Below are 21,346 nucleotides of genomic sequence, written 5' to 3'. Positions count from 1 at the left end.
TCGGGCGGCGTAATTCCTGTCAGGCATTCGTCAAGCACATGAGATGCTTTTTCTTCTTCCGGAGACATCTCCGGTTCCGAGGCATTCAAGTCTTGCTTCTCTTCATGAAAGGACAGGACCACAACATCATCCACAACTGGGTCAGAGACATGAAGACGGTCCGAAGGAGCTTCCGGAAACGCAATATCATCAACAGATGAAACCGGAGTGGCCGAAATGTCTTCCGTAGTCGTTTCTACAGGCAGATCGTCAACGGCTGGAAAATGCTCAATTGGAGCCGATGCCACCGGATGCGGAACCGCAACGGGATGTTCAGCAGCTTTTCTCGCTTTGCGCTCTCGCAGGACACGCAGAACACCTTGTCCCTTGTAGCCCTGAACATACAGAAGATCAGAGATCAGCCGAAGTGTTTCGACGTGCTCCGGATTGTAGTACCGCCGACCACTTTCCCCGCGGAAAGGTTTTACACCGGGATAGATGGTTTCCCATGAGCGCAAACGGTGCTGCGGAATATGGAGCTCTTCTGCAACTTCGCTAATGGTGCGGTATGCTTCCGGACCTTTTTTTGCCCTGGAAGGATTTAGGTTTTCCTGATCCTGCTCAGCCTCATTGACTGAAGTCGACAAATTTTCAGTCATCCGCGTCGTCCACTCCGTGAGCCTCATTAACGATACCGTTCATCCGGTCCCTGAGAATTTGGGACGGTCGGAAGACCAGTACGGCTCTGGGAAGAATGGGGACTTCTACGCCGGTTTTGGGATTTCTCCCGATACGCTCCCCTTTCTGGCGAACAGAGAACGTCCCGAAGCCACTCAGCTTCACGGATTCTCCGGTCTCGAGCGTCCCGGAGATTTTCTCCAGTACACTTTCCAGAATCATGGAGGAATCGTGCCGGGACAGCCCAACACGGCTATAGATGTGCTCGACAAGATTCGCGCGCGTGACTGTACTCATGACACATGCGTATCATGACGTTCAGAACAGTCAAAGGAATCAATCGTTAACCTTGAAAGACCGGGATGCACTCACATGCGAACGAGCGCGGATCCCCAGGTCAGACCACCGCCCAGAGCTTCCATCAGAACGAGATCGCCCTTCTGGATACGTCCGTCACGGACAGCTTCGTTGAGAGCGAGCGGAATGGATGCAGCCGAGGTATTGGCGTGACGATCTACTGTCACCACGACCCGATCGGACGGCAGGGCCAGTTTCTTGGCCATCCCGTCAATGATACGAAGATTGGCCTGATGCGGGACGAGCCACTGAATATCCTGACCCGTCAGGTTATTGGCTTCCAGCGCTTCATCAACAGCTTGTGAAAGCTTGACGACCGCATGACGGAACACTTCGCGCCCCATCATCTTGAGATGCTGCGTCGTACCCGAACAGCCGACAGCGCCGTCCACATAAAGAATGTCGCCCGATCGCCCATCGGAGTGCAGATGGGTTGAGAGAACACCCTCACCGTCTTCGGCTCCAGCCTCCAGAAGGACAGCACCAGCACCGTCTCCGAAAAGCACGCAGGTTGTACGGTCGTTCCAGTCCAGCAGGCGCGAGAACACTTCGCTGCCAATGACCAGAACCTTCTTCGCCAGCCCCGACTGGATGAAAGAATTGGCGGATGCGAGCGCATACACAAATCCAGAACAGGCGGCACTGATATCAAAGCCGAAGCCCTTAGTGATGCCAAGGAGGGCTTGCACCTGTGTAGCAACAGCCGGGAAAACATGATCCGGCGTCGAGGTCGCAACCAGAATGGCATCAACCTCTTCGGCATTCACACCAGCCTGCTCAAGAGCCTGACGGGCTGCCTCTGCGGCCATGGATGCTGTCGTTTCGTCGCCTGAAACGATATGCCGCTGAGTGATGCCGGTCCTGGCCCGGATCCATTCGTCGGACGTGTCGATTTTCTGGGCAAGATCGTCATTGGTGACAACCGTGCGGGGCAGATATCCACCAACGCCTGTCAGACGGGCACGAAGAGGACCGGGCATAGTTTTCAGCTCACAGGTTCTGGAGCGACCGCATTGGCAGGCGTTGCGTCGGTGTCGGCGCCGAGCATGCCAAGCTGATCCAGACGGGCGCGGATCTTGTCGTTCAGGTTATGGGTAACAGCGTCCATAGCGACATCAATGGCAGAGGCAAAGCTTTCGCCATCAGCGCCACCATGAGACTTCACGACAATGCCGTTCAACCCGACAAAGACTGCCCCGTTATAGCGCCGCGGATCGATCCACTCCCGCATGCGCTCCAGTCCAGGACGGACCAGAAGATATCCTATGCGCGTCAGCAGATTGGTCTGGAAAACATTTTTCAGCAGACCGAAAGCCAGCTTAAGCGCACCTTCACCGGTCTTGAGAGCAACGTTTCCAGTAAAGCCGTCTGTCACAACGACATCCGTCGTGCCAGCCGTAATGTCATGCCCTTCCACGAAACCGTGGAACTGCTCTGCCAGCACACTTTCACGCAGACGTTCAGCGGCCTGACGGAGACGCTCGTCGCCTTTCAGATCCTCGGAACCGACATTGAGAAGGCCAATCGTAGGTCTTGGAAGACCGAGCGCTGCCTGCGCGAAAGCTTCGCCCATAACCGCAAACTCAACCAGATTGCGGGCATCGCAAGCAATATTCGCCCCGAGGTCCAGCATCACGCTATCACCGCGCGACGATGGCTGCACAGCCACCATGGCAGGTCTGGAGATCCCTGGAAGAGCTTTCACGATAATTTTGGCGAGAGCAAGCATGGCACCACTGTTACCAGCGGAGACCACTCCGAGTGCTTCACCAGATGCGACAGCTTCCATTGCAAGACGCATGGATGAGCCGCGGACGCGCAGAGCTGCGGTCGGCTTCATTTCCATGGAAATGCTAGCAGGGGCGTGACGGATGTCACAGATACGGGCAGCTTTTGGGTATCGTGCCAGAGCCGGCTTTAGAGCCACCTCATCTCCGATCAGGAGCACTCTGGCTGTCGGATGCCGGTCTGCGGCCAGTTCGAGGCCGGCAAGAACGATATCCGGTGCCCTGTCTCCTCCCATTGCGTCGACGGCGAGGGCGTAGGGCCTTGGGGCCGCGACGTCACGATCAGACGCGACAGGCGCTTTAGACATTAAGACAGTTTCCCGGACAGCATCGCAGATGCGGGCACGCCTTGAGGGTGCCCGCAGAAGAGATCAGGCGCGGACGGCCGTCTTCAGGCTCTTGCCTGCTGCAACAACTTCACGACCATCGTAATGGCCGCAGTGGCTGCAAACGTGGTGCGGGCGCTTCAGCTCACCGCAGTTCGCGCATTCCGCATGGGCTTCAGCCTGCAGGGCATGGTGGCTGCGACGCATACCGGCACGGGACGGCGTGGTCTTTCTTTTGGGGACGGCCATGGCTTTTATGCCTCTTTCTGCTTCTGTGTCGGCACCCTCTCCGCTCCCAGCGGCATGCGGTGCCCCGTTATTCGTCGTCTCGTATTTACGCCGAGTTCAGGCGGGCGGCTCTAGCAGAGCAAACGGAAACCCGCAAGCCAAAGCTGGGGATTTTATTCTTTTTTATCCCCGTTCTTCAGGGTCGCCAGCGCCGCAAACGGGTTCGGACGACGCTCTGACTCTGGCAGGTCATCAGAATGACCGACCTCTTCTTCCCCTTCTGCGGGCGTAACGTCAACAGCATTTTCGAGACCAGCACCCGGCTTGCGTGGATAAGGGTCCAGCATCAGGGCAAGCTGCTCGGCCGCGGCTTCACCGATATCGAGACCACGCCCGTCATGCGGAACTTCGTCCGGGCCTTCAAGATCAATGGAATCGATATCGAACTCGTCTTCCGGCATTTCCGACTCAGGAATGAAGCGAAGAACAAATGTCTCTGCGAGAACATCGTCAAATTTTTCTGCCGTAATGACACAGACCTGCGTCACTCTGGCTGACAGACGTCCTTCCGCAACAATGTGCGTCTTGTCTTCGGGCGTCAGGAGGAAGCGGCATTCCAGATGCTGGATGGCAGGAATACCGAAACGCCGAGCCAGAGCCTCACGCTCCTGCTCTGTTGCCGTAATCGTTTCTTCCAGACCCGATCCCAGCCGACTCAGGGGAATACGGCGGGAAAATTCGGGAGTATTGGACATTTGAGCACTCCACCCCCGATCATCATGGGGGAAATCGTTGACAGGCGGGTTCCGTTTAAGGCACGCGCTGGGTTGAGCGGTTCTCTTGCACAGGATAGTTTCCGGTTCCATGAATAACGCATCTTTTCCGACGGCAAAAAGCAGAACACCTCTTCTGCGTCGCCTGAGCCTGTCTGGCCTGGCCTGTGCTCCGCTTCTGCTGGGAGGATGCTCCTTCTTCAGCCCGATTCCCGAACCTCGCGGATCGCTAATCGAAAAGGCGGATTACGCCCAGCTTGTACCGGGAACCAGTACGCGTTCAGATGTTCTGGATGCCATGGGCTCTCCGACCGCCCATGCGACATTCGATGACAATACGTGGATCTACGTGTCCATGATTACGTCTCCGACGCCACTGGGCTTTCCATCGGTCGACAAACAACAGGTCGTTGTTCTGAATTTCGACAACTCTGGGGTTCTGCGAAAATTGGATACGCTGAATCGCAAAGATGGCATCCGCGTTGGCATGGTTGGGGAAAAGACCCCAACACCAGGAACAAAAACCTCTGTCATCCAGCAGCTGTTAGGCAACGTTGGCCGTTACAACCCAATGAGCAACATGAGCAGCACCTTTGGCGGCAGCCAGGGACCGCTGGGCAACCAGGGTACCGGCAATGGCGGCGCAGGCAATACGCTGCCCTGATCTGACTGGCTATTTTGGCAGGCTGAGCAGCACGCTTAGTCCGCCAAGAGGGCTTTCCAGCAGCCTGATGGTGCCACCATGGGCATGAATAATGTCCCGGACGATGGTCAGCCCCAGACCAGTACCGCCGTTATTTCCTGAACTACCAATCTCAAGAAGCGTCTTTCGACGGTCCGCCGGGATACCACCGCCGTCATCTTCGACCGTAATCTCGATCCGGCGCTCCCCTTCCCACAGCGAAAACCGCATGGCTCCGCCGTGTCGTCGTGCATTGTCTGCAAGATTTGTCAGAGCCCGTTTCAGCGCATCCGGGCGCACCGGCACCTCTACGCCTTCTTTGCCTTCTACACTCAGCACCCGGCCACCCGCGCGCCGAGCTGCGACAGCGACGTCCTCGATCAGGGCGCGAATATCGGTCAAAACCGGCTTTTCCGCTCCCTCGCCACGTGCAAAGGACAGGTAACTGCCAATCAGGCGCTCCATGTCCTCAATATCTGCCACCATATCGTGAACATCCGGCTGAATGTCCTCGGCGCGGATCATTCCTTTAGTGGGCAGCATGGCCATACTCAGACGCAGACGGGTGAGTGGCGTTCTAAGATCGTGGGAAACACCGGCCAGAACGGCCGTCCGTTGCGCTACGAAGCGATTGACGCGTTCCTGCATCCGATTGAAGGCAATGGCTGCCTGACGCACCTCACGGGCTCCCTGAGGGCGGATTGCCCCCTCATCACGCCCCAGACCGAACAATTCGGCTGCTTCTGCCAGTCTGCGAATGGCACGGACCTGATTGCGCATGAACAGTCCGGCAATCAGGAATAAAAACGCTGAGCTGCTAAATGCCCAGGCGAGGAACATCCAGATTGGTCCGATGCTCAGTCTCTTGTGAGGCGTCAGAACATCCAACATCCCATCTGGCAGGCCGATAGAGACGCGGACCGTCTCCGGTGCGGCAGACCAGTCCACAAAGAACGGGCGACCAAGGCCCTGCTTGAGGGCACGCTCAAAATCATCGTCAATCGGGCCGAGAACGTGATTCGTCCCTTCCCGCCTCAAAGTGGCATGAGGATGAAAAATGAACTGAAGTTGGGTTCTCGCCGCTGCGTCTTTCAGGAGTTCTTCGCGCCGGTCTGCTTCAGGCGTGCGCTCCAGCATGGAAATGACGAGCGAGATCTCACCGGTAATGCCATCTGAAAGGCGCCGGGAGACGACATTCAGGTACGTTCCGTAAAACAGCACCAGTACGATGGCCTGCGTCACCAGGAGCGGGATCAGTACGATCAGCATGGAGCGCCCCAGCAGGGAGCGGGGCAACACACGCCTGAGCGGCCGGTCCAGCTTACCCCAACGCTCCTCAGAGTCCGGGTTTGAGAACATAACCCTTTCCACGAACAGTATGCAGGAACCTGGGCTCCTTGGGGTCAGCTTCAATACGACGACGCAGACGGGTGACCTGCACGTCAACGGCGCGCTCGCCGATCTCGTCCATATCCAGAGCTTTCGCAATGTCTTCACGAGACATCACGACCCCCGGTCTGGTGGTAAGGACGCCCAGCAGGGCTGCCTCGCCACCCGTGAGATGAACCGGCCCGTCTGGTCCAGTCAGCAGTCCGCGCTCAACGTCAAACTCCAGAGGACCAAGCCTGAGAACGGATGGGACCTCCGTGACAGGTGACAAGGCGGGCACCACACGCCTGAGATGCGCTCTCAGGCGCAGCAGGAGTTCCCGCGGTTCGAAAGGTTTTCCAAGATAGTCATCTGCCCCAGACTCCAGACCATCGATCCGGTCAGCCGGTTCGCCACGAGCCGTCAGCAGAAGAATGGGTAAAGACAGCCCCTCTTCTCTCAAAGACTGCGTGAGGGACAAACCGTCCTCTCCTGGCATGGTCACATCGAGAACAAGAGCATCCGGCTGGATGAGTTTCAGGACGTCCCGTGCCTGTACGGCATCCTGCGCGGTGGTAACCCGATACCCATTCTCCGCGAGGTATCGCTGGAGAAGCCTTAGAAGGCGCTGGTCGTCATCGACAACGAGAATATGTTCATCGCTCATCGAAAGCCCCCTCCCGGAGCCATCTGCAGAGGAGAGAGGACGCGCTTGAACCCTTCCACGGCTGTCACTCCAGCCTCCCGGTAAGCCCGCGTCATGGCTTCACGAATCAATTGGAAAAGCTGGCGTTCGATCGCCTCTCCATGAGGTGTCAGTTTCAAAGGGCGTTTGCGGCGATCATGGCGATCTTCCTCCTGAATGAGAAGATTGCGCTCCCGCAGATCACCCAAAGCGCGCCCAAGAGACTGTTTGGTAATCCCAAGACTGGTGAGCAGAACACTCGGCGTAATGCCAGGATGCGCTGCAACGAGAAAAAGAATTCTGTGATGCGCAGCACCGAGGCCATTTTCCCTCAGGAAAGCCTCACATTCAGAATTCAGGCTCCGCCAGGCCAGCATGAGGGATTCATAAGACTGACGGATTTGTTCTTCACGAAGGTAAAGATGCGCTGTGGTAGAGGAAGGCCCTTCAGGCGGCCGCGCTGTCACCGAACCATTTCCTCCACATAACCAAAGCGTGCGAAGTCCTGAATGCGCTGCGGATACAGCACGCCATCAAGATGGTCATTCTCATGCTGCAGAACATTGGCATGAAAGCCTACGGCCTCGCCGTCCACAGGATCACCGTTTTCATCCAGTCCTCGATACCGGACTTTTGCGTATCGCGGTACGTCGCCTCTGAGGCCAGGAATCGAGAGGCATCCCTCACTGCACACCATCATTTCATCACCGACAGGAGTAATTTCCGGATTGATGAGAACGCGGGGCAGCATTGCCTGTTCCGGGTCCGACACCCTGTTTGCAGGAACGTGATAAACGAACATCCGCAAGGGGACATGAACCTGCGAGGCAGCCAGTCCAGCACCTCGTGCATCTGCCATCGTTTCCAGCATATCACTTATAAGACGGCGGATTTCCGGCGATTTTGGATCACTGACGGGCTCGGCCACCTGATGCAGGACAGGGTGACCCATACGGGCAATTTTAAGCAGAGCCATGAGCTTCCTTTCTCTGTGACAGCTTATTAACGCAGAAATCGCGGGCAGACTGCGCACAGATAAAAATCCGCACAAGAACCATCGAATGAATTGCACACCGCCAAAAGAGTGTGTTAAGGGCTCCATCCCAATTGGATTGCCATATCACGGGTGACGCTAAAGGCGGGCCCAGAAGGAGTTGACGGCACCGTGCAGGTACTCGTTCGTGACAATAATGTTGACCAGGCGCTAAAGGCGCTCAAGAAGAAGATGCAGCGCGAAGGCGTTTTTCGCGAGATGAAGCTGCGTCGCCACTTCGAGAAGCCCTCCGAGCGTCGCGCCCGCGAAGCAGCAGAAGCTGTTCGTCGTGCCCGCAAGATGGAGCGCAAGCGTCTGGAGCGTGAAGGCTTCTAAAGTCCTTCCCGTCATCTGAACGGACGAGAAAAGCCGCTACCCTTCAGGGAGCGGCTTTTTTTATTACTCTTTGAGATTATGCGACATCCGTTGCACCCATGCTCTCGCCTCATCAGGCAAGAGCATGGGTGATGCTCAGGTCAGCGAGGGTCCATCAATCGCTTGCTGAGGTAGATGGCCTCCAGCGCCCTCTCATGGGCAACCTCGGCCGCATTGACGGTACCGGCGTGGCCGCCTTCCGTATCCTCATAATAGAAGAACGGTACATGCAGATTCTGAAGCCTCGCGGCGAAGAGGCGGGCATGCACAGGTCCAACGCGGTCATCACGCGTAGAGGTAAAGATGAACGGCACCGGATAATGCACATCTGGCTTGAGCGCCTGTAAAGGAGAGGTTTTCTCCCAGAAGCCCTTTCCTTCGGATGTTGAGACACTTCCGTATTCTGCAGCCCATGAGGCACCAGCCGCCATATGTTCGTAGTTGAGCATATCCAGAAGCGGGACGCCGATGATGGTCGCATTCCACAGTTCAGGGTGCTGCGTAAACTCAACCCCCATCAACAGACCACCGTTGGAGCGACCACGGATTCCCAGCCGTTTGGGCGACGTGATGTTTCTGGCAAACAGATCACGAGCAACGGACGCAAAATCGTCATACGCATGCTGCCGCCCTGAATAGCGGGCTGCTTCGTGCCAGGCCGGACCGAACTCGCCACCGCCGCGAATATTGGCCATGACATACACCCCACCGCGCTCGAACCACGTAATTCCGAGATCAGGATGGTAGACAGGCAGGTAGGACAGACCAAAACCGCCATAAGCTGTCATCAGTGTCGGATTGAGACTGTTCTTCGTCCAGTCCTTGGCATGAACGATAAAATAAGGAACCTGCGTGCCATCCGTACTGGTCGCGAACTGTTGTTCGACAGTCAGTTTGGACGCATCGAAAAGATGTGGCTGACTGTAAAGCAGGCGCGTGGTCTGCTGGGCCGTATCGACGCTCCAGATTTGTGGTGGCTGAATGAACCCTTCCAACTGAAGGTATGCGTTCGAACTTCTGGGATCTGACGAAACAATCGTCGCAGCCATATTCTGCGGAAGCTCTATGGTTCGTCCGGCCCAATGCCCGCTGGCGCTCCGGCGATAAAGCATCAGCTTTGGCTGCACATTATCGTACAACACCACAATCAGCCCGTCTTTGGTCGTCGCTATTGCACCCTCCATCCCGTCTCCAATCGTCTGACGAGATGTCGGAGACACGATGACTTCTGGCTCTCCCGGATGCTCAGGATTGATTGCGACGACACTGTCAGCCGAAATACGGCCATGTGCCGTCTTCCACTCCTGCAGAAGGTGGAAAACCAGCTGGCCATCCTGATAGCTCAGGCCATCGTACTTCTCCGGCATGGGAAGCTGGCTGACATGAAGAGTTTTCGGATCAATTTTTTCCACATCACTATGGAAAAAATCTTTGTGTCGATCGATCAGAAGAAGCTGGTGCCCCTGCCCGTCCCGCAGAACCATGGGAGCGACTTCCATGTCGCTTGCCGTCCCCCTGAAAACTTCCTGTGCCTGCAGGAGTGACTGACCCCGCTTCAGGGCACGGACAACATAAGGGTAACCAGAAGTCGTCAGACCAGCGTCCTGAGTGCCCCAGTCGCGGGATACCAGAAGCGTATCCTGATCGAGCCATGCCACGGCCTGCTTGCCATTCGGTAAAGCAAAGCCTTGCGAGACAAAACGATCGGTAGAGGTATCGTACTCCCGCAGTTCGTGCGCATCCTCACCGGCGTTGGACAGTCCCATCAGACAACGCCGGTCTTCCGGCTCAAGGCAGTTCAGACCTTCCATGACCCAGTTGGCATGTTCCGACCTGGAAAGCACATCCAGATCGAAACGTGTTTTCCAGACCGGATGTCCTGACTGGAAATCCGCTATGGACGTGCTTCGCCATATGCCACGTGTATGGGCCTTATCCTGCCAGAAATTCCAGATCGCTCCTGCCATCTGGGTTGGTGTTGCAAGACGGTCTGGAGACTGTTGAGCAGCAAGGATACGCTCATAGAGCGGCTTGTATCGTGGATCCGATGCAAGAGCCTGTTGGGTTGTGGCATTTTCCGCTTTGACCCAGTGCAGGGCAGTCGGGCCATCAACCTGTTCAAGCTCCGCGCGGGGCGGGACCTGCGGAGAGTTTTGGGTGCCTGCGTGCGCAGAAGACGCCAGAGGGAAAAGAGGAAGTAAGAGACAGAGAGCCCGCAGTGCGGAGGGGCGCATGCCAGATCCTTTCGGCCGCCATTTAGGATGATGACGGCATCGTAAAGGTCACACTCAGGAAAACAACCTCAGTTTACGGCCACGGCACTGAGGGATTCTTCGACTTCCTGAAAGGTCGGCATGAGATCTGACGGAATGCTCTTACGCCCGATCTCTACGCTAACCTGCGGAGCATTGCCCTGAAGGTGCGCCACGATAACGGAGCGGACGAGATCAAGATACGAAGCCTCCTCTTCCACCACACCTCCGAGCCGCCCGGCGATGGGTGCAACGATACCGTAAGCCAGAAGAATACCGAGGAAGGTTCCTACAAGGGCCCCGGCAATCATCTCACCCAGGACGATAGGTGGCTTGCTGATGGAGGCCATCGTCTTGATGACGCCCAGCACTGCCGCCACGATCCCCAAGGCTGGCAGAGCATCTGAGACCGACTGAAGAGCATGTGGGAGATGCATTTCCTCACGCAGATTTTTCTTCAGTTCACGTCCCATGACGTCATCCATCTGAAACGGGTCTGTCGCGTTCATGCCTGCCATACGGAGATAATCGCAAATAAACGAGCAGACATGCGTATTGTCCCGGATCTTGGGAAAAGCTCCGAAGACTGTGCTGCCTTGGGGATCCTCGATATGGCTTTCAATCGCCATCATTCCCTTCGCGGCCGCGAGCCTGGTCATGTGAAACAGAAGTCCGAGGAGTTCCAGATAATCCTGACGTGTGTACTGGGAGCCTTTCATGGCCTTTTTAATTCCAGCAGGCAGGTGTTTCACCGCGCCAATGGAATTGGCCATCACGAAAGTACCGACAGCAGCTCCGAGAATGGTGAGAAGTTCAAAGGGCATTGAAGCGAGCAATGGCCCGATGGCTCCTCCGGATGCCACGAACGACCCAAAAACGCACGCAAGGACAACGCCCAGACCAATAAGAATAAACATTCAAAATTTTCCTGACTGGCGAAGAATTACGGCTGATCCGGGGAGAGGACGAGAACGACACGTCTATTCCGGGCGCTGAGAGGATTGGCGGGGTCGAACAGGTTCCGGTCAGCGTAGCCCGTGACAGCTTTCAATCGCCTGTCGGGAAAGCCGCTGTTCACAAGAATATCCCGTGCCGCCACAGCACGGTCGCTCGACAGGCTCCAGTTTCCTGGAAGACCAGGACGATAGGGCGCGGCATCTGTATAGCCACTGACGGACAGACGGCCGGGCAGCTTTTCCAGATACGGCGCAATCAGTTTCAGAAGGTTAGAAGCGTGTCGTGTTGGAACGGCGGACCCCAGTGCGAACATGGCTTGATGGTCGGAATCTGCAATTTCGACGTGCAAACCGTCATCTCCCAGACTGACCGACACCTGAGAGCGCACGTCTGCCAGTTGCGGTGCCCCATCCAGCGCTTTGCTGATTTCCGTAGCCGCACGCCGCAATTCGCCCTTCTGAGCGTCTTGTCCATGAGGCGCTGCAGGAGGCATACCGGGTTGCACCTGTCGATCATGAAGAACCACAATCTGGGTACTGCGATCCCCTGCATCCTTGTTCAGGAGATGATCCTTACCTGGTTCCCCGTTATCCGGATGCGCGCCTGCAGGGTCTCCCGGATGAATGGCCGCAGGTTTCTGGGATGAGGCAACCGGGTCCGGGACCAGATGGATGACATTCTCAGCCGGAGGCGGAATATCCTGCTGGATCGCCATGGGGTTGAAGAAATTGGCGATGCCTCTGCGCTGCTCTTCCGTTGTGGCGTTGATGAGCCACATCACGAGAAAAAACGCCATCATGGCTGTTACAAAATCGGCGTAAGCGATCTTCCAACTACCACCGTGATGGCCGCCCTCCACCACTTCAAAGCGCTTGATAATGATCCTGCGCTCGTCCTTGCCACCTGCTTTCGACATTCCACCTCCTGAGAGACCTCAAGTATGGCAGTCAAAGGTTAAGGAGAGCTTTAAGAGTGACGTGGCAACTGCACGCCAAGAGGATTTTCGACCACGGTCATCTGATAGCAGCGGACTGTCCGCCCCTGACTTTCCCGACAGAGAACATCCATCGGCAAAGAGCTTGGAATATGATGAATTTCCTCAACACGGAGCCCTTTCTCTTCCCTTGCGGCAGGAAGACGAAACAGTTCCCAACGACGATCTGTCCCAAATACGCTCAGACCAGAGTTTCCTTGATTGAAAGCCAATTGTGAGGCGAGACCGTAATCTTCTGCCATGAGAACCGTAGCCCCTTGAGCCACTGCCTGCCGTTCCAGTTTCTGGTCGAACTCCGGCCAGCCAGCGGTCTGACGTTGAACCGGGTCTTTCGCAGGAGGTATCGGGAGAAAAGCGAACGCTGCCTGCAAACAGACCAGAGCAGTCACCACAAAGCCACTTGCTGCCGCCCAGCGAATACGCCGCCCCGCCTCTACCGCGGCCAAGGCAAGGACAGGGTACACAACAGCCGGCCAGTTCGCCTGAACGCGGTCCCCGAAGGCGTGAAAAATGAACACGGCCAACGGAAGGGCGCCCAGCCAAACCAGAAGTGTGTTGCGCTTGAAACAGGCCCACAGCCCTATTACGAACAGGCCGAAAATCAGGGGCGTAGCGAGGCCGATCTGCCCTCCAAAAAGTTCTGACTGAAACTGGATTGCCCGGGCAGGATGCCAGTCCCCTGCTCGCCCTCCCTGCTTGAGCAAGCTCGCCCAATGATGCGTCGCGTTCCAGTAAAGAACGGGCGATATTGTCGCTAGCAGAACCGGAATGGCGAGCCAGGGACCCGGTTGCTTTCTCCATGCGGGAGAAAACACAACCGCGCCACCAAGCCCAAACCCGATCAGAACGGCCGTATATTTCGAATCAAACGCCAGCCCTAGCAGCATACCGGTCAGCAACCACCATCCGAGTGCCTTGTTGGTAGGCAGAGTGACCGCTTTGCCGATAGCGTACAGAGCCACCGAGACGAAAAATACCAGTGGTGTATCAGGCGTCATGGTCGCAGCGCCCAGCCCCAGCATCAGGGTCGCGTTCAAGAGAAGAACAGCCTGAAAGCCGGAGAGCGGCCATGATCGAGACGGCAGCAATAGCCGGGCAGCATGAAACAAGGCCCAACTGCCGGGCAACACCGAAAGAGGCCCCAAGAGACGCACCCCCAAAGGCGTGTCTCCGGCAATCCAGGTGCCAATCCGTATCCAGAGAGCCACCATGAACGGATGGTCAAAATATCCCATCTGCAAATGGCGGGACCAGACCCAGTAATAGGCTTCATCCGGTGTCAAAGGCAGAAGAGCCGCCAAGGTAAGGCGCAATACTGTCAGGAGACCGAGAAAGCCCCAGAACATTCCGGGGGTACGAACCGTGTCGGTCTGCATGTCAGCGCCAGATCAGCGTTGAAGACACCGCATAATTCCAGACGACACCAATGACAGCTCCCGCTGCTGACGCGCGATCCCAATGGCCATGACCCAAATCGTGGAGAACCATTCGCGCGACACCGATATTGGCGAAGACACCAACGGAGCATACTGCTGCGAAGAGTGCGAACCCCCGCCACATCCTTGCACCTTTAAGGCGCCGGTCATGATAGGTCAGACGGTTGTTCAGCAGAAAATTCGTGAGAATAGCGACGGCCGTACCGATAAGCTGGGACTGGGAAAAATCCATACCCGACACGCGGGCCAACTGCATAACTGCAACATTTACGATAACGCCCACCAGCCCGACCAGCGCAAACGCCAGAAATCGTGTTGGCAGCCAGCCATGCGTGAGTTTGTCGAGCAGCATCGTCGCGAACTGCAAAAGCACGACAACGTCGAGCTTACTTTCCCCAGCGACCCTTGGACGGAAAACAAAAGGGACTTCCGTGATTCTGGTTTCTTTGGGCACGGACATGACAAGATCCAACAGGATCTTGAAACCAGTGCCAGACAGCTTTGGAAGTGTTGCCGTAAAAAGATCCCGCCTCATGACGAAGAAACCACTCATGGGATCTGTCAAAGGATGAGGTAAAACGGCTTGAGCCGCGCGGATGCCAGTGTCTGACAGTAAATGCCGCCAGTGTCCGGCAAGACCGGCATTATCGCCGCCTTCTACATGACGACTGCCGACAACCATCTGCGATCCGGCATCCAGGGCAGCAAGCATCTTTGGGAGAACAGATTCGTCATGCTGGAGATCTCCATCCATGACCGCCACATATGTCGCGCTGGATGACAGAAATCCTTCTATAACGGCAGAAGATAACCCTCGCCGTCCGACGCGCCGCACAACACGAACACGTGGATCATTCTTGGCAATGTCTGAAACGCGGGCCGACGTGCCATCAGGAGAGTTGTCATCAACAAAAATGACTTCCCAGTATTCTTCTGCAAGGGCACGACTAAGAGCCGCAACCATGGGAGCCACATTCTCTGCTTCGTTGTAGCAGGGAACGATAATGCTCAACCGTGCAGGCAAAAGGAGATCTTCTTCAGATCTCAAAGTCATCAGATAGGAACCCCTGCCAGATCCCGGCTGGTATGAATAGTCTGGAGGGTCTGGACGCGGACGACATGAACACTGTCCGTCAGGCGGCGGGTCAGGATGTTCTGATGGGCCGCATCACGCGCAACAAGACGGACCAGGAAGTCGCCCCCGCCACGAATCATGTGACATTCACGGGTTTCAGGCCAAGCACCAACCTGTGCCTCGAAAGCTTCGAGAACACTGCCTTTCTGGCTATCCAGCCCTATCAGGGCATAGAAATTCAGGGACCATCCCAGCAGAGGCGCATCAACTTCGGCATGGTAGCCCTTGATGATCCCCAGTTCTTCAAGGCGTCTGACACGCCTCAGACAGGGAGGTGCAGAAATGCCAGCCCGTCTGGCCAGCTCCACGTTGGTCATGCGGCCGTCTGCCTGAAGCTCGGCGATAATCTGCCGGTCAATGGCATCCAGTTCGACGGGGATGGGAGAAAGAGAAGCGTTCATTTGACTCCGAGGTATATGGCAGGAGACGACGTCCGCAAAGATGGCACATGCGTCTGAAACCTTTATATGAGGGTCAAAACACGGACGAGGATCAATCATGCCTGAAATCCACCATACGGACCTTCTGGTCGTAGGCGCGGGCCCCGCTGGTTACACTGCAGCCATCTACGCCGCACGCGCCAGCCTGAAACCGATTCTCGTGACCGGCCTTCAGCCAGGTGGTCAGCTGACAATCACAACGGATGTCGAGAATTATCCCGGATTTGCTGCACCGGTGCAGGGGCCATGGCTCATGGAACAGATGCGCGAACAGGCAGAACACGTCGGGACACGCCTGATCTACGATCTGATCATGGAAGCGGATCTTAAAAATGGACCTGCATCTGATGGATATTTCCGCCTTAAGGGCGATTCCGGTGACGAGTATCATGCCCGCACGGTCGTCATCGCAACAGGTGCTCAGGCAAAATGGCTGGGCCTCGAGTCGGAAAAACGTTTGCAGGCTGGGGGCGTGTCCGCCTGTGCAACCTGCGACGGATTTTTCTACCGGGGCAAAACCGTAGCCGTCGTCGGCGGCGGCAATACGGCAGTCGAAGAAGCCTTGTACCTGACCCATCATGCTGACAAGGTTCACCTCATTCATCGCCGCGATGGACTGAGAGCGGAACGGATTCTTCAGGAGCGTCTTTTCGCGAATCCGAAAATTGAACTCCACTGGAATCAGGCAGTTGAAGAAGTTCTGGGCTCAGGCTCTCCGGAAGTTGTCTGTGGGGTAAAACTTCGGAATACGCAGACGGGCGAGTTCACCACACTGCCAGTTGACGGGGTCTTCGTGGCGATTGGCCACACACCGAATACGGGACCGTTCCGCCATGAAGTGCGCTGCGATGAAGACGGTTATATTCTGACCGAAGCAGGCGGGACCGCTACATCAGTGGAAGGTGTTTTTGCCGCGGGTGATATTCAGGATCGTATTTACAGACAGGCTGTCACGGCCGCCGGCACAGGATGCATGGCAGCTCTGGAAGCCGAACGCTACCTTTCTGGCATACCTGCTATGACAAAAACTTGACCCTCGCCTCGGCATAAGACAGTTTCGTCCCTTCAACGACACACCGCAGAAATAACGCCAGGTGACATGGGTAAGAAGGACGAAGACCGACGCGCCAGCGATCGGGGAGATCACCACATGGACTGGGACAAGCTGCGTATTTTTCACGCAGTCGCTGAAGCCGGGTCCTTCACCCATGCGGGCGACAGACTGAACCTCAGTCAGTCTGCCGTCTCGCGTCAGATTTCCGCACTGGAAGAAGTGCTGCGGGTGCCGCTGTTCCACCGGCATGCCCGTGGCCTTATTCTGACGGAACAGGGTGAAGTCCTGAACCGGACCGTGCGGGAAGTTTTCTCGAAACTGGCTCTGACACAGGCTTTTCTGAGCGAGAGCAAAGAACGCGCGGCTGGCAAGATCAAGATTACAACCACGACCGGATTTGGCCTGTGCTGGCTGTCTCCGCGACTGCAGCGATTTCTGGAATTGCATCCCGATATTGAGGTCACGCTTCTACTGGAAGACGCGGACCTGGACCTTGGAATGCGTGAAGCGGATGTGGCTATTCGCCTTCATCCGCCCACACAGCCGGATCTTGTTCAGCGCCATCTTGCCAATTTCCCGATGCCTATCTACGCAAGCCCAGATTATCTGGAGCGTTACGGCACGCCAACCAACCTGCGGGAACTGGCAGAACATCAGATCATCGGGTTTGCGGGGCGTAACCTGCCTTTACCCAATGTCAACTGGCTCCTGGACCTGCTGAGGCACGAAGGACTTGCTCATCGCGGCAGCCGTTTGGCCATCAACAACATCGCAGCCGTCGCAAATGCTATTTCAGCCGGTACAGGAATTGGCTCGTTACCGCTTTACACTGCAGCATCATACTCCAATCTGGTACGAGTACTGCCGGATCAGCCTGTTCCGCTGGTAGAAGCTTACTTTGTTTATCCTGAAGAACTTCGAACCTCCAAGAGGATCGCTGTTTTCAGGGATTTCTTGCTAGCTGAAATCAGCAGCCTCAAAGGACAGGACTAATCACCCCAACAGACGTCGTGGCTCAACCGCGACGTCCATGTTCCACAATACAGGCGTGCTGATTGGCCGAAGACCGAAATACGGCCTCTCCAATCGGAGCAAAGCTATTTGAATGGCCTAGATGACCTTTTCCCGGGCTGGCCTTAAGAAAGATCAATCCAGCCTGAGACTGGTAGCAAGGCGCACCTTGCATTTTTTGAGGCATATCCCGTTGTGCGGAATGTCTGGCATGAGCCGAGACAGGTTTGTGCGTATTAGCCGTCGATGCTGCGAAGCACGGCTTCACAACAATCGCCAGACCGACGGCAAGACAGACAGGAATAACCGCAGAACTCAAGAAAACCTCTCCCCATATGGTGAGAAGAATACTGTATTTGGATGCAGGATATGCACCCCAATACAGTGGTTCAAACATTCCTGTTCCGCATGATGCATAGACAGCACAGTGCAGCGTTGTTCAAGGAAACGCAGCAGTGCGTCATTCCTCATGCACAGAAGACACTGCGCTATGATTAACGCGCTCGCGCAATTCCTTCCCGACTTTAAAAAACGGAACACTTTTCTCATCTACAGAGACGGTGTCGCCCGTTCGGGGATTACGTCCGGTCCGCGCATCACGCTGACGCGGAATAAAAGCGCCAAAGCCCCTTAACTCGACGCGATCTCCCCGAGCGAGAGCTGCCCCGATTTCATCAAAAATCGTATGAACGATCCGTTCAATATCCCTGGCCAGGAGGTGGGGATATTGTGCGGAAAGCTCGGCAATGAGTTCCGATCTGGTCATGATTGCAGCCTATCTGCCTCCGCCCATGAAACGAGCTTCAGGGTTGCAAGATCGCAACGGCCCCGTCAAGGCTGCTGATTGCCAGCTGCCTATCCATTTTTTCCATAATCCCCGCTCCGAACACACCTTCAAGGATGGCCCGGCGATGAGGAAAATCATACCAGTGCCGTGATGTTTCAGAGAGCAAAGGCATGACGGGATATTGAGCATTGCCGATTTTCAACTGCTTGCGAAGCCACAGTCGGGCGGCATCTTCATCCCCCAGTTCATCTATGAGACCCAGACCGATCGCCTGACGCCCTGTATAGGCCCGCCCATCAGCAAGGCTACGGACTTTTTCCTCCGACAGATGACGCCCTTTGGACACCATCCCGACGAACTGATCGAAAAGATCATTTACTAACCCCTGCAGCATGGCTTTGCCCTCAGGAGTCAAATGACTGGTCGGATCTGTTTGGTCTTTCATGGCGCCTGACGTAATGGCCGCCACATCGATTCCCACGCGTCCAAGCAAAGGCGAAACATCAGGACGTTGCAGAATGACGCCGATTGAGCCTGTCAGCGTGGAAGGGAGCGCCACGATGTGTTGTGCAGGCACAGAAAGCATATAGGCGGCTGATGCGCCCATATCCCCCATTGTGACGACAACAGGTTTTTTGGAAGCGAACTGTTCGATCGCATCATGCAGACGCTCTCCGCCTGTTACACCGCCACCCGGGCTGTCTACGACAACGAGAAGTCCAGTCACGGAAGGAGAATTCTGGGCTTTTTTCAGTGCTGTCGTGATCCGCGAGACATCGTTTCCAATGACCCCCTTAATGACGACACGCGCAATATGAGGCCGCCCTCCCAAGTCAACCGCGACGGGGTGGCCTTTACCGACAGCCACGACAAGAGCTGTCAGAAAGAACAAAAGAGCGGCAATTCTCCATCGGAGAAGCCGCCGTTTCTCAGTCTGGGTCCGGAGAAGGATTTCTGCTTCAGAATTCATGAAACAGTAGTCTCCGGCCCGACCGACAATGTCAATTTCCCCAGCGATTTTTATACTGGAGAACCAAAGACTTCAGCCCTGCTTCTTAGGCTGACGCGTACGGGCGCCTTCTTTCTTGCCCTCTCCCGTTGCACTGATTTTGCGACCAAGACCGATTTCGCGAGCAAGAGCAGAGCGGCGCTGGGCATAATTAGGAGCCACCAGCGGATAATCGGACGGCAGCCCCCAGCGCTCACGGTACTGTTCTGGCGTCATGTTATATGCACTTTGAAGATGACGCTTGAGCATTTTCAGCTTCTTGCCGTCTTCGAGACAGACAATATAGTCCGGGAATACAGACCGCTTGATGGGAACAGCAGGCTGCGGACGCTCTGGTTCAGGTTCCTGTTGTGGAACACCGGCATTGGCAAGGGCTTCATAGACCTGCCGAATCAATGCCGGAAGAGTTTCCGCATCCACACTTCCTTTGGAAACCTGAGCGGCAACGATCTGCGCAGTCAGTTCCAGCAGATCCGGATGGGAGGACGTGTTCTCCGACATAATATTTTACCTTCCCTAAGGGATAATATTTTTAGCCATTTACGGCATGAAAACATTCTGCCTGTTATGATCGCAGAATATACGGTCAACACCATGCAGATAGCGAATCAATTTTAACAAAATTTCTAGAATATGCAGCCTAAAAAAGAAGTAATTATCTTATTGTCCCTTTCGAAATTCACCAATGTTCCTTTGTGAGCCTTATGCAATCCATCACTGCCATACTCTGCTCCCCAAGTGATTTCATGGGATGGCGCTCTCTCAGCCGTGATTTCCTGAACCGGCAGGTTGCGGCAAGCGCGATTCATTGGTCCATACAGGAAACAGACTCATTATACGCCCCTCAGAGCAAGCGTATTCTTCAGAATGCTCCGTCTTCACTGAAAATACCTCGTTCTTTCGGTCGATTAATGTCTTCGGTGTTTGCTTCGTCCACTCCCGACAGGTTCGATCGACTCTACCGCGCGTTGGCACATATCCAGCAAACTGGAGAGCCTTCCAGGGCTGACCTGCAGGATTTCGAGCAGATTGCCGAGAATGTCCGCGCCCAAATTCTCGCACTGAGAAGCGCATTCCCGGAAAATCGCGTTAAGGACTGGCAGGTCATCAAAACAGACTATGACCCACAATTAATTGATAGCCAGATTGGGCCACTTGGCCGATTACGGACTGCACCATGGGCTCTTCTGTCAGACAGCAGGACGCTTTGCTGGGATGGTCAGGACTATCGGATGGGTCCAGCACTGCCGGATATCACCGCGTCTTGCGATACAGACCTGCTTCCTCAGGCCTTACAAATCGCGACAGCAACCCGCGCCAATGCTTATTGGCAGGGTTTAGGCACAGTGCACGTAGCACCTACAAGCGCAGACATTGAGCAGTCTCCTTCCCTCACCGCCCTGCGGGCACTTGCTACAGACTGCTCGCTTTGTGATCTGTGTCATCACGCTACGCGAACCGTCTTTGGTGAAGGCCCCCAGAACGCGGACCTTCTATTTGTTGGGGAACAACCTGGGGATCAGGAAGATCTTCAAGGTCGTCCTTTTGTGGGGCCAGCCGGACAGCTTTTTGACAAGGCTTTTGAGGAAGCACAGGGACAGCGTCATGAAGCGTGGGTCAGTAATGCCGTCAAACACTTCAAATTTGTCCAGAAAGGAAACCGGCGCATTCACCAGAAACCGGGATCCGTGGAGATGAATGCCTGCTCACCCTGGATTTCGGCAGAACGTCGGCTTCTACAACCCAAGGTAACAGTCATGCTGGGCGTGACAGGAGCCAGCGCTCTTCTCGGACGCCCCGTTACGGTTTCACGTGAGCGTTCTCGGCTTTTCAAACTTGAAGATGGGAGCCTTGGTCTTGTGACAGTACATCCCTCTTATCTGCTGCGCCTGCCGGATGAGGATGCAAAGACACGCGAATACATAAAATTCGTCGCAGATCTGAGAATGGCCATTTCGGCTCTCGCCTAACGGGAACCATCGGGGCTAAGAAAGCTCTGC

25 protein-coding genes are annotated in these 21,346 nt (G+C 55.6%); 5 read left to right on the top strand and 20 right to left on the bottom strand.

Translation table 11 applies throughout. From position 1 onward, the window contains the following. The 6 genes from HKD32_RS06890 to HKD32_RS06865 all read right to left on the bottom strand — a co-directional run. Positions 1–638 (bottom strand): MerR family transcriptional regulator (locus HKD32_RS06890; RefSeq protein WP_194257770.1); only part of this gene is annotated, 638 nt, incomplete at its 3' end. Then, entirely contained in the window at positions 631–954 is a 324-nt protein-coding gene (locus HKD32_RS06885) for an integration host factor subunit alpha (RefSeq protein ID WP_010503906.1), read from the bottom strand. The genes HKD32_RS06890 and HKD32_RS06885, both read right to left, overlap by 8 nt. Positions 955–1,025: 71 nt before the next feature. Beyond that, positions 1,026–1,994: a beta-ketoacyl-ACP synthase III gene (locus HKD32_RS06880; protein ID WP_061933244.1), complete on the bottom strand. Its 969-nt coding sequence runs from the start codon at positions 1,992–1,994 to the stop codon at positions 1,026–1,028. A 5-nt stretch (positions 1,995–1,999) separates the two neighbouring features. Further along, complete coding sequence (gene plsX / locus HKD32_RS06875) at positions 2,000–3,109, bottom strand: phosphate acyltransferase PlsX (protein ID WP_010503910.1); 1,110 nt, start codon at positions 3,107–3,109, stop codon at positions 2,000–2,002. 63 nt (positions 3,110–3,172) lie between these two features. After that, a complete protein-coding gene (gene rpmF / locus HKD32_RS06870; protein ID WP_010503912.1) occupies positions 3,173–3,376 on the bottom strand; it encodes a 50S ribosomal protein L32 in 204 nt (67 codons plus the stop codon). Between the two features lie 152 nt (positions 3,377–3,528). Beyond that, positions 3,529–4,110, bottom strand: a complete 582-nt coding sequence (locus HKD32_RS06865; protein ID WP_061933246.1) for a YceD family protein — start codon at positions 4,108–4,110, stop codon at positions 3,529–3,531. Positions 4,111–4,219: 109 nt separating this feature from the next. Between HKD32_RS06865 and HKD32_RS06860 the strand changes: the two genes are divergently transcribed. After that, positions 4,220–4,792: an outer membrane protein assembly factor BamE gene (locus tag HKD32_RS06860; protein ID WP_010503914.1), complete on the top strand. Its 573-nt coding sequence runs from the start codon at positions 4,220–4,222 to the stop codon at positions 4,790–4,792. A 9-nt stretch (positions 4,793–4,801) separates the two neighbouring features. On the opposite strand, the gene HKD32_RS06855 is transcribed toward HKD32_RS06860, so the two are convergent. The 4 genes from HKD32_RS06855 to def are packed head-to-tail and all read right to left on the bottom strand — an operon-like array spanning position 4,802 to position 7,839. After that, complete coding sequence (locus HKD32_RS06855; RefSeq protein ID WP_061933248.1) at positions 4,802–6,169, bottom strand: ATP-binding protein; 1,368 nt, start codon at positions 6,167–6,169, stop codon at positions 4,802–4,804. Beyond that, positions 6,147–6,845 (bottom strand): response regulator, encoded by a 699-nt coding sequence (locus HKD32_RS06850; protein ID WP_010503917.1) that lies wholly within the window; start codon positions 6,843–6,845, stop codon positions 6,147–6,149. Before HKD32_RS06850 ends, HKD32_RS06855 begins: the two co-directional genes overlap by 23 nt. After that, complete coding sequence (locus HKD32_RS06845; RefSeq protein WP_023942766.1) at positions 6,842–7,330, bottom strand: MarR family winged helix-turn-helix transcriptional regulator; 489 nt, start codon at positions 7,328–7,330, stop codon at positions 6,842–6,844. Before HKD32_RS06845 ends, HKD32_RS06850 begins: the two co-directional genes overlap by 4 nt. Further along, positions 7,327–7,839 (bottom strand): peptide deformylase, encoded by a 513-nt coding sequence (gene def, locus HKD32_RS06840; protein ID WP_061933250.1) that lies wholly within the window; start codon positions 7,837–7,839, stop codon positions 7,327–7,329. Before def ends, HKD32_RS06845 begins: the two co-directional genes overlap by 4 nt. 189 nt (positions 7,840–8,028) lie before the next feature. On the opposite strand from def, the gene rpsU reads away from it, so the two are divergent. Further along, positions 8,029–8,232, top strand: a complete 204-nt coding sequence (gene rpsU, locus HKD32_RS06835) for a 30S ribosomal protein S21 (RefSeq protein ID WP_007283570.1) — start codon at positions 8,029–8,031, stop codon at positions 8,230–8,232. 140 nt (positions 8,233–8,372) lie between these two features. Here rpsU and HKD32_RS06830 read toward each other — a convergent pair whose 3' ends face one another. From HKD32_RS06830 to HKD32_RS06805, 6 genes are all read right to left on the bottom strand, one after another. Then, on the bottom strand, positions 8,373–10,505 hold the full coding sequence (locus HKD32_RS06830) for a prolyl oligopeptidase family serine peptidase (protein ID WP_061933252.1): 2,133 nt from the start codon (positions 10,503–10,505) through the stop codon (positions 8,373–8,375). Between the two features lie 68 nt (positions 10,506–10,573). Then, complete coding sequence (gene motA, locus HKD32_RS06825) at positions 10,574–11,440, bottom strand: flagellar motor stator protein MotA (protein WP_010503921.1); 867 nt, start codon at positions 11,438–11,440, stop codon at positions 10,574–10,576. Between the two features lie 26 nt (positions 11,441–11,466). Then, positions 11,467–12,396, bottom strand: coding sequence for a flagellar motor protein MotB (locus HKD32_RS06820; protein WP_194257769.1), 930 nt, complete (start codon positions 12,394–12,396; stop codon positions 11,467–11,469). A 50-nt stretch (positions 12,397–12,446) separates the two neighbouring features. Next, on the bottom strand, positions 12,447–13,850 hold the full coding sequence (locus HKD32_RS06815; RefSeq protein WP_228118853.1) for a glycosyltransferase family 39 protein: 1,404 nt from the start codon (positions 13,848–13,850) through the stop codon (positions 12,447–12,449). 1 nt (position 13,851) lies between these two features. Next, on the bottom strand, positions 13,852–14,964 hold the full coding sequence (locus HKD32_RS06810; RefSeq protein WP_061933256.1) for a glycosyltransferase: 1,113 nt from the start codon (positions 14,962–14,964) through the stop codon (positions 13,852–13,854). Beyond that, positions 14,964–15,446, bottom strand: coding sequence for an Lrp/AsnC family transcriptional regulator (locus HKD32_RS06805; protein WP_007283564.1), 483 nt, complete (start codon positions 15,444–15,446; stop codon positions 14,964–14,966). The genes HKD32_RS06810 and HKD32_RS06805 overlap by 1 nt, the downstream gene beginning before the upstream one ends. Before the next feature lie 97 nt (positions 15,447–15,543). Between HKD32_RS06805 and trxB the strand changes: the two genes are divergently transcribed. Continuing rightward, the gene (gene trxB / locus HKD32_RS06800) at positions 15,544–16,518 is read left to right on the top strand and encodes a thioredoxin-disulfide reductase (RefSeq protein WP_010503927.1); all 975 of its coding nucleotides are present in this window, start codon (positions 15,544–15,546) and stop codon (positions 16,516–16,518) included. A 117-nt stretch (positions 16,519–16,635) separates the two neighbouring features. Next, the gene (locus HKD32_RS06795; protein WP_194257896.1) at positions 16,636–17,532 is read left to right on the top strand and encodes a LysR family transcriptional regulator; all 897 of its coding nucleotides are present in this window, start codon (positions 16,636–16,638) and stop codon (positions 17,530–17,532) included. Positions 17,533–17,554: 22 nt separating this feature from the next. On the opposite strand, the gene HKD32_RS15180 is transcribed toward HKD32_RS06795, so the two are convergent. From HKD32_RS15180 to HKD32_RS06775, 4 genes are all read right to left on the bottom strand, one after another. Further along, positions 17,555–17,869 carry a hypothetical protein gene (locus tag HKD32_RS15180; RefSeq protein WP_228118852.1) on the bottom strand — a complete coding sequence of 105 codons (315 nt, stop codon included), beginning with the start codon at positions 17,867–17,869 and terminating at the stop codon, positions 17,555–17,557. A 141-nt stretch (positions 17,870–18,010) separates the two neighbouring features. Continuing rightward, positions 18,011–18,316, bottom strand: coding sequence for an integration host factor subunit beta (gene ihfB, locus HKD32_RS06785; protein WP_010503930.1), 306 nt, complete (start codon positions 18,314–18,316; stop codon positions 18,011–18,013). A 37-nt stretch (positions 18,317–18,353) separates the two neighbouring features. Then, a complete protein-coding gene (sppA, locus tag HKD32_RS06780; protein ID WP_061933260.1) occupies positions 18,354–19,307 on the bottom strand; it encodes a signal peptide peptidase SppA in 954 nt (317 codons plus the stop codon). A 72-nt stretch (positions 19,308–19,379) separates the two neighbouring features. Then, positions 19,380–19,847, bottom strand: coding sequence for a MucR family transcriptional regulator (locus HKD32_RS06775; protein ID WP_010503932.1), 468 nt, complete (start codon positions 19,845–19,847; stop codon positions 19,380–19,382). A 203-nt stretch (positions 19,848–20,050) separates the two neighbouring features. Here HKD32_RS06775 and HKD32_RS06770 point away from each other — a divergent pair, with 203 nt between their 5' ends. Next, positions 20,051–21,316, top strand: coding sequence for a UdgX family uracil-DNA binding protein (locus HKD32_RS06770; RefSeq protein WP_194257768.1), 1,266 nt, complete (start codon positions 20,051–20,053; stop codon positions 21,314–21,316). The last annotated feature ends 30 nt before the right edge of the window (positions 21,317–21,346 follow it).

This window comes from Gluconobacter japonicus (assembly GCF_015244665.1).
GTDB classification, from domain to species: Bacteria; Pseudomonadota; Alphaproteobacteria; order Acetobacterales; family Acetobacteraceae; genus Gluconobacter; species Gluconobacter japonicus.
Note: the sequence above shows the minus strand (reverse complement) of the source record. Positions and strands in the feature narration are given on the sequence as shown.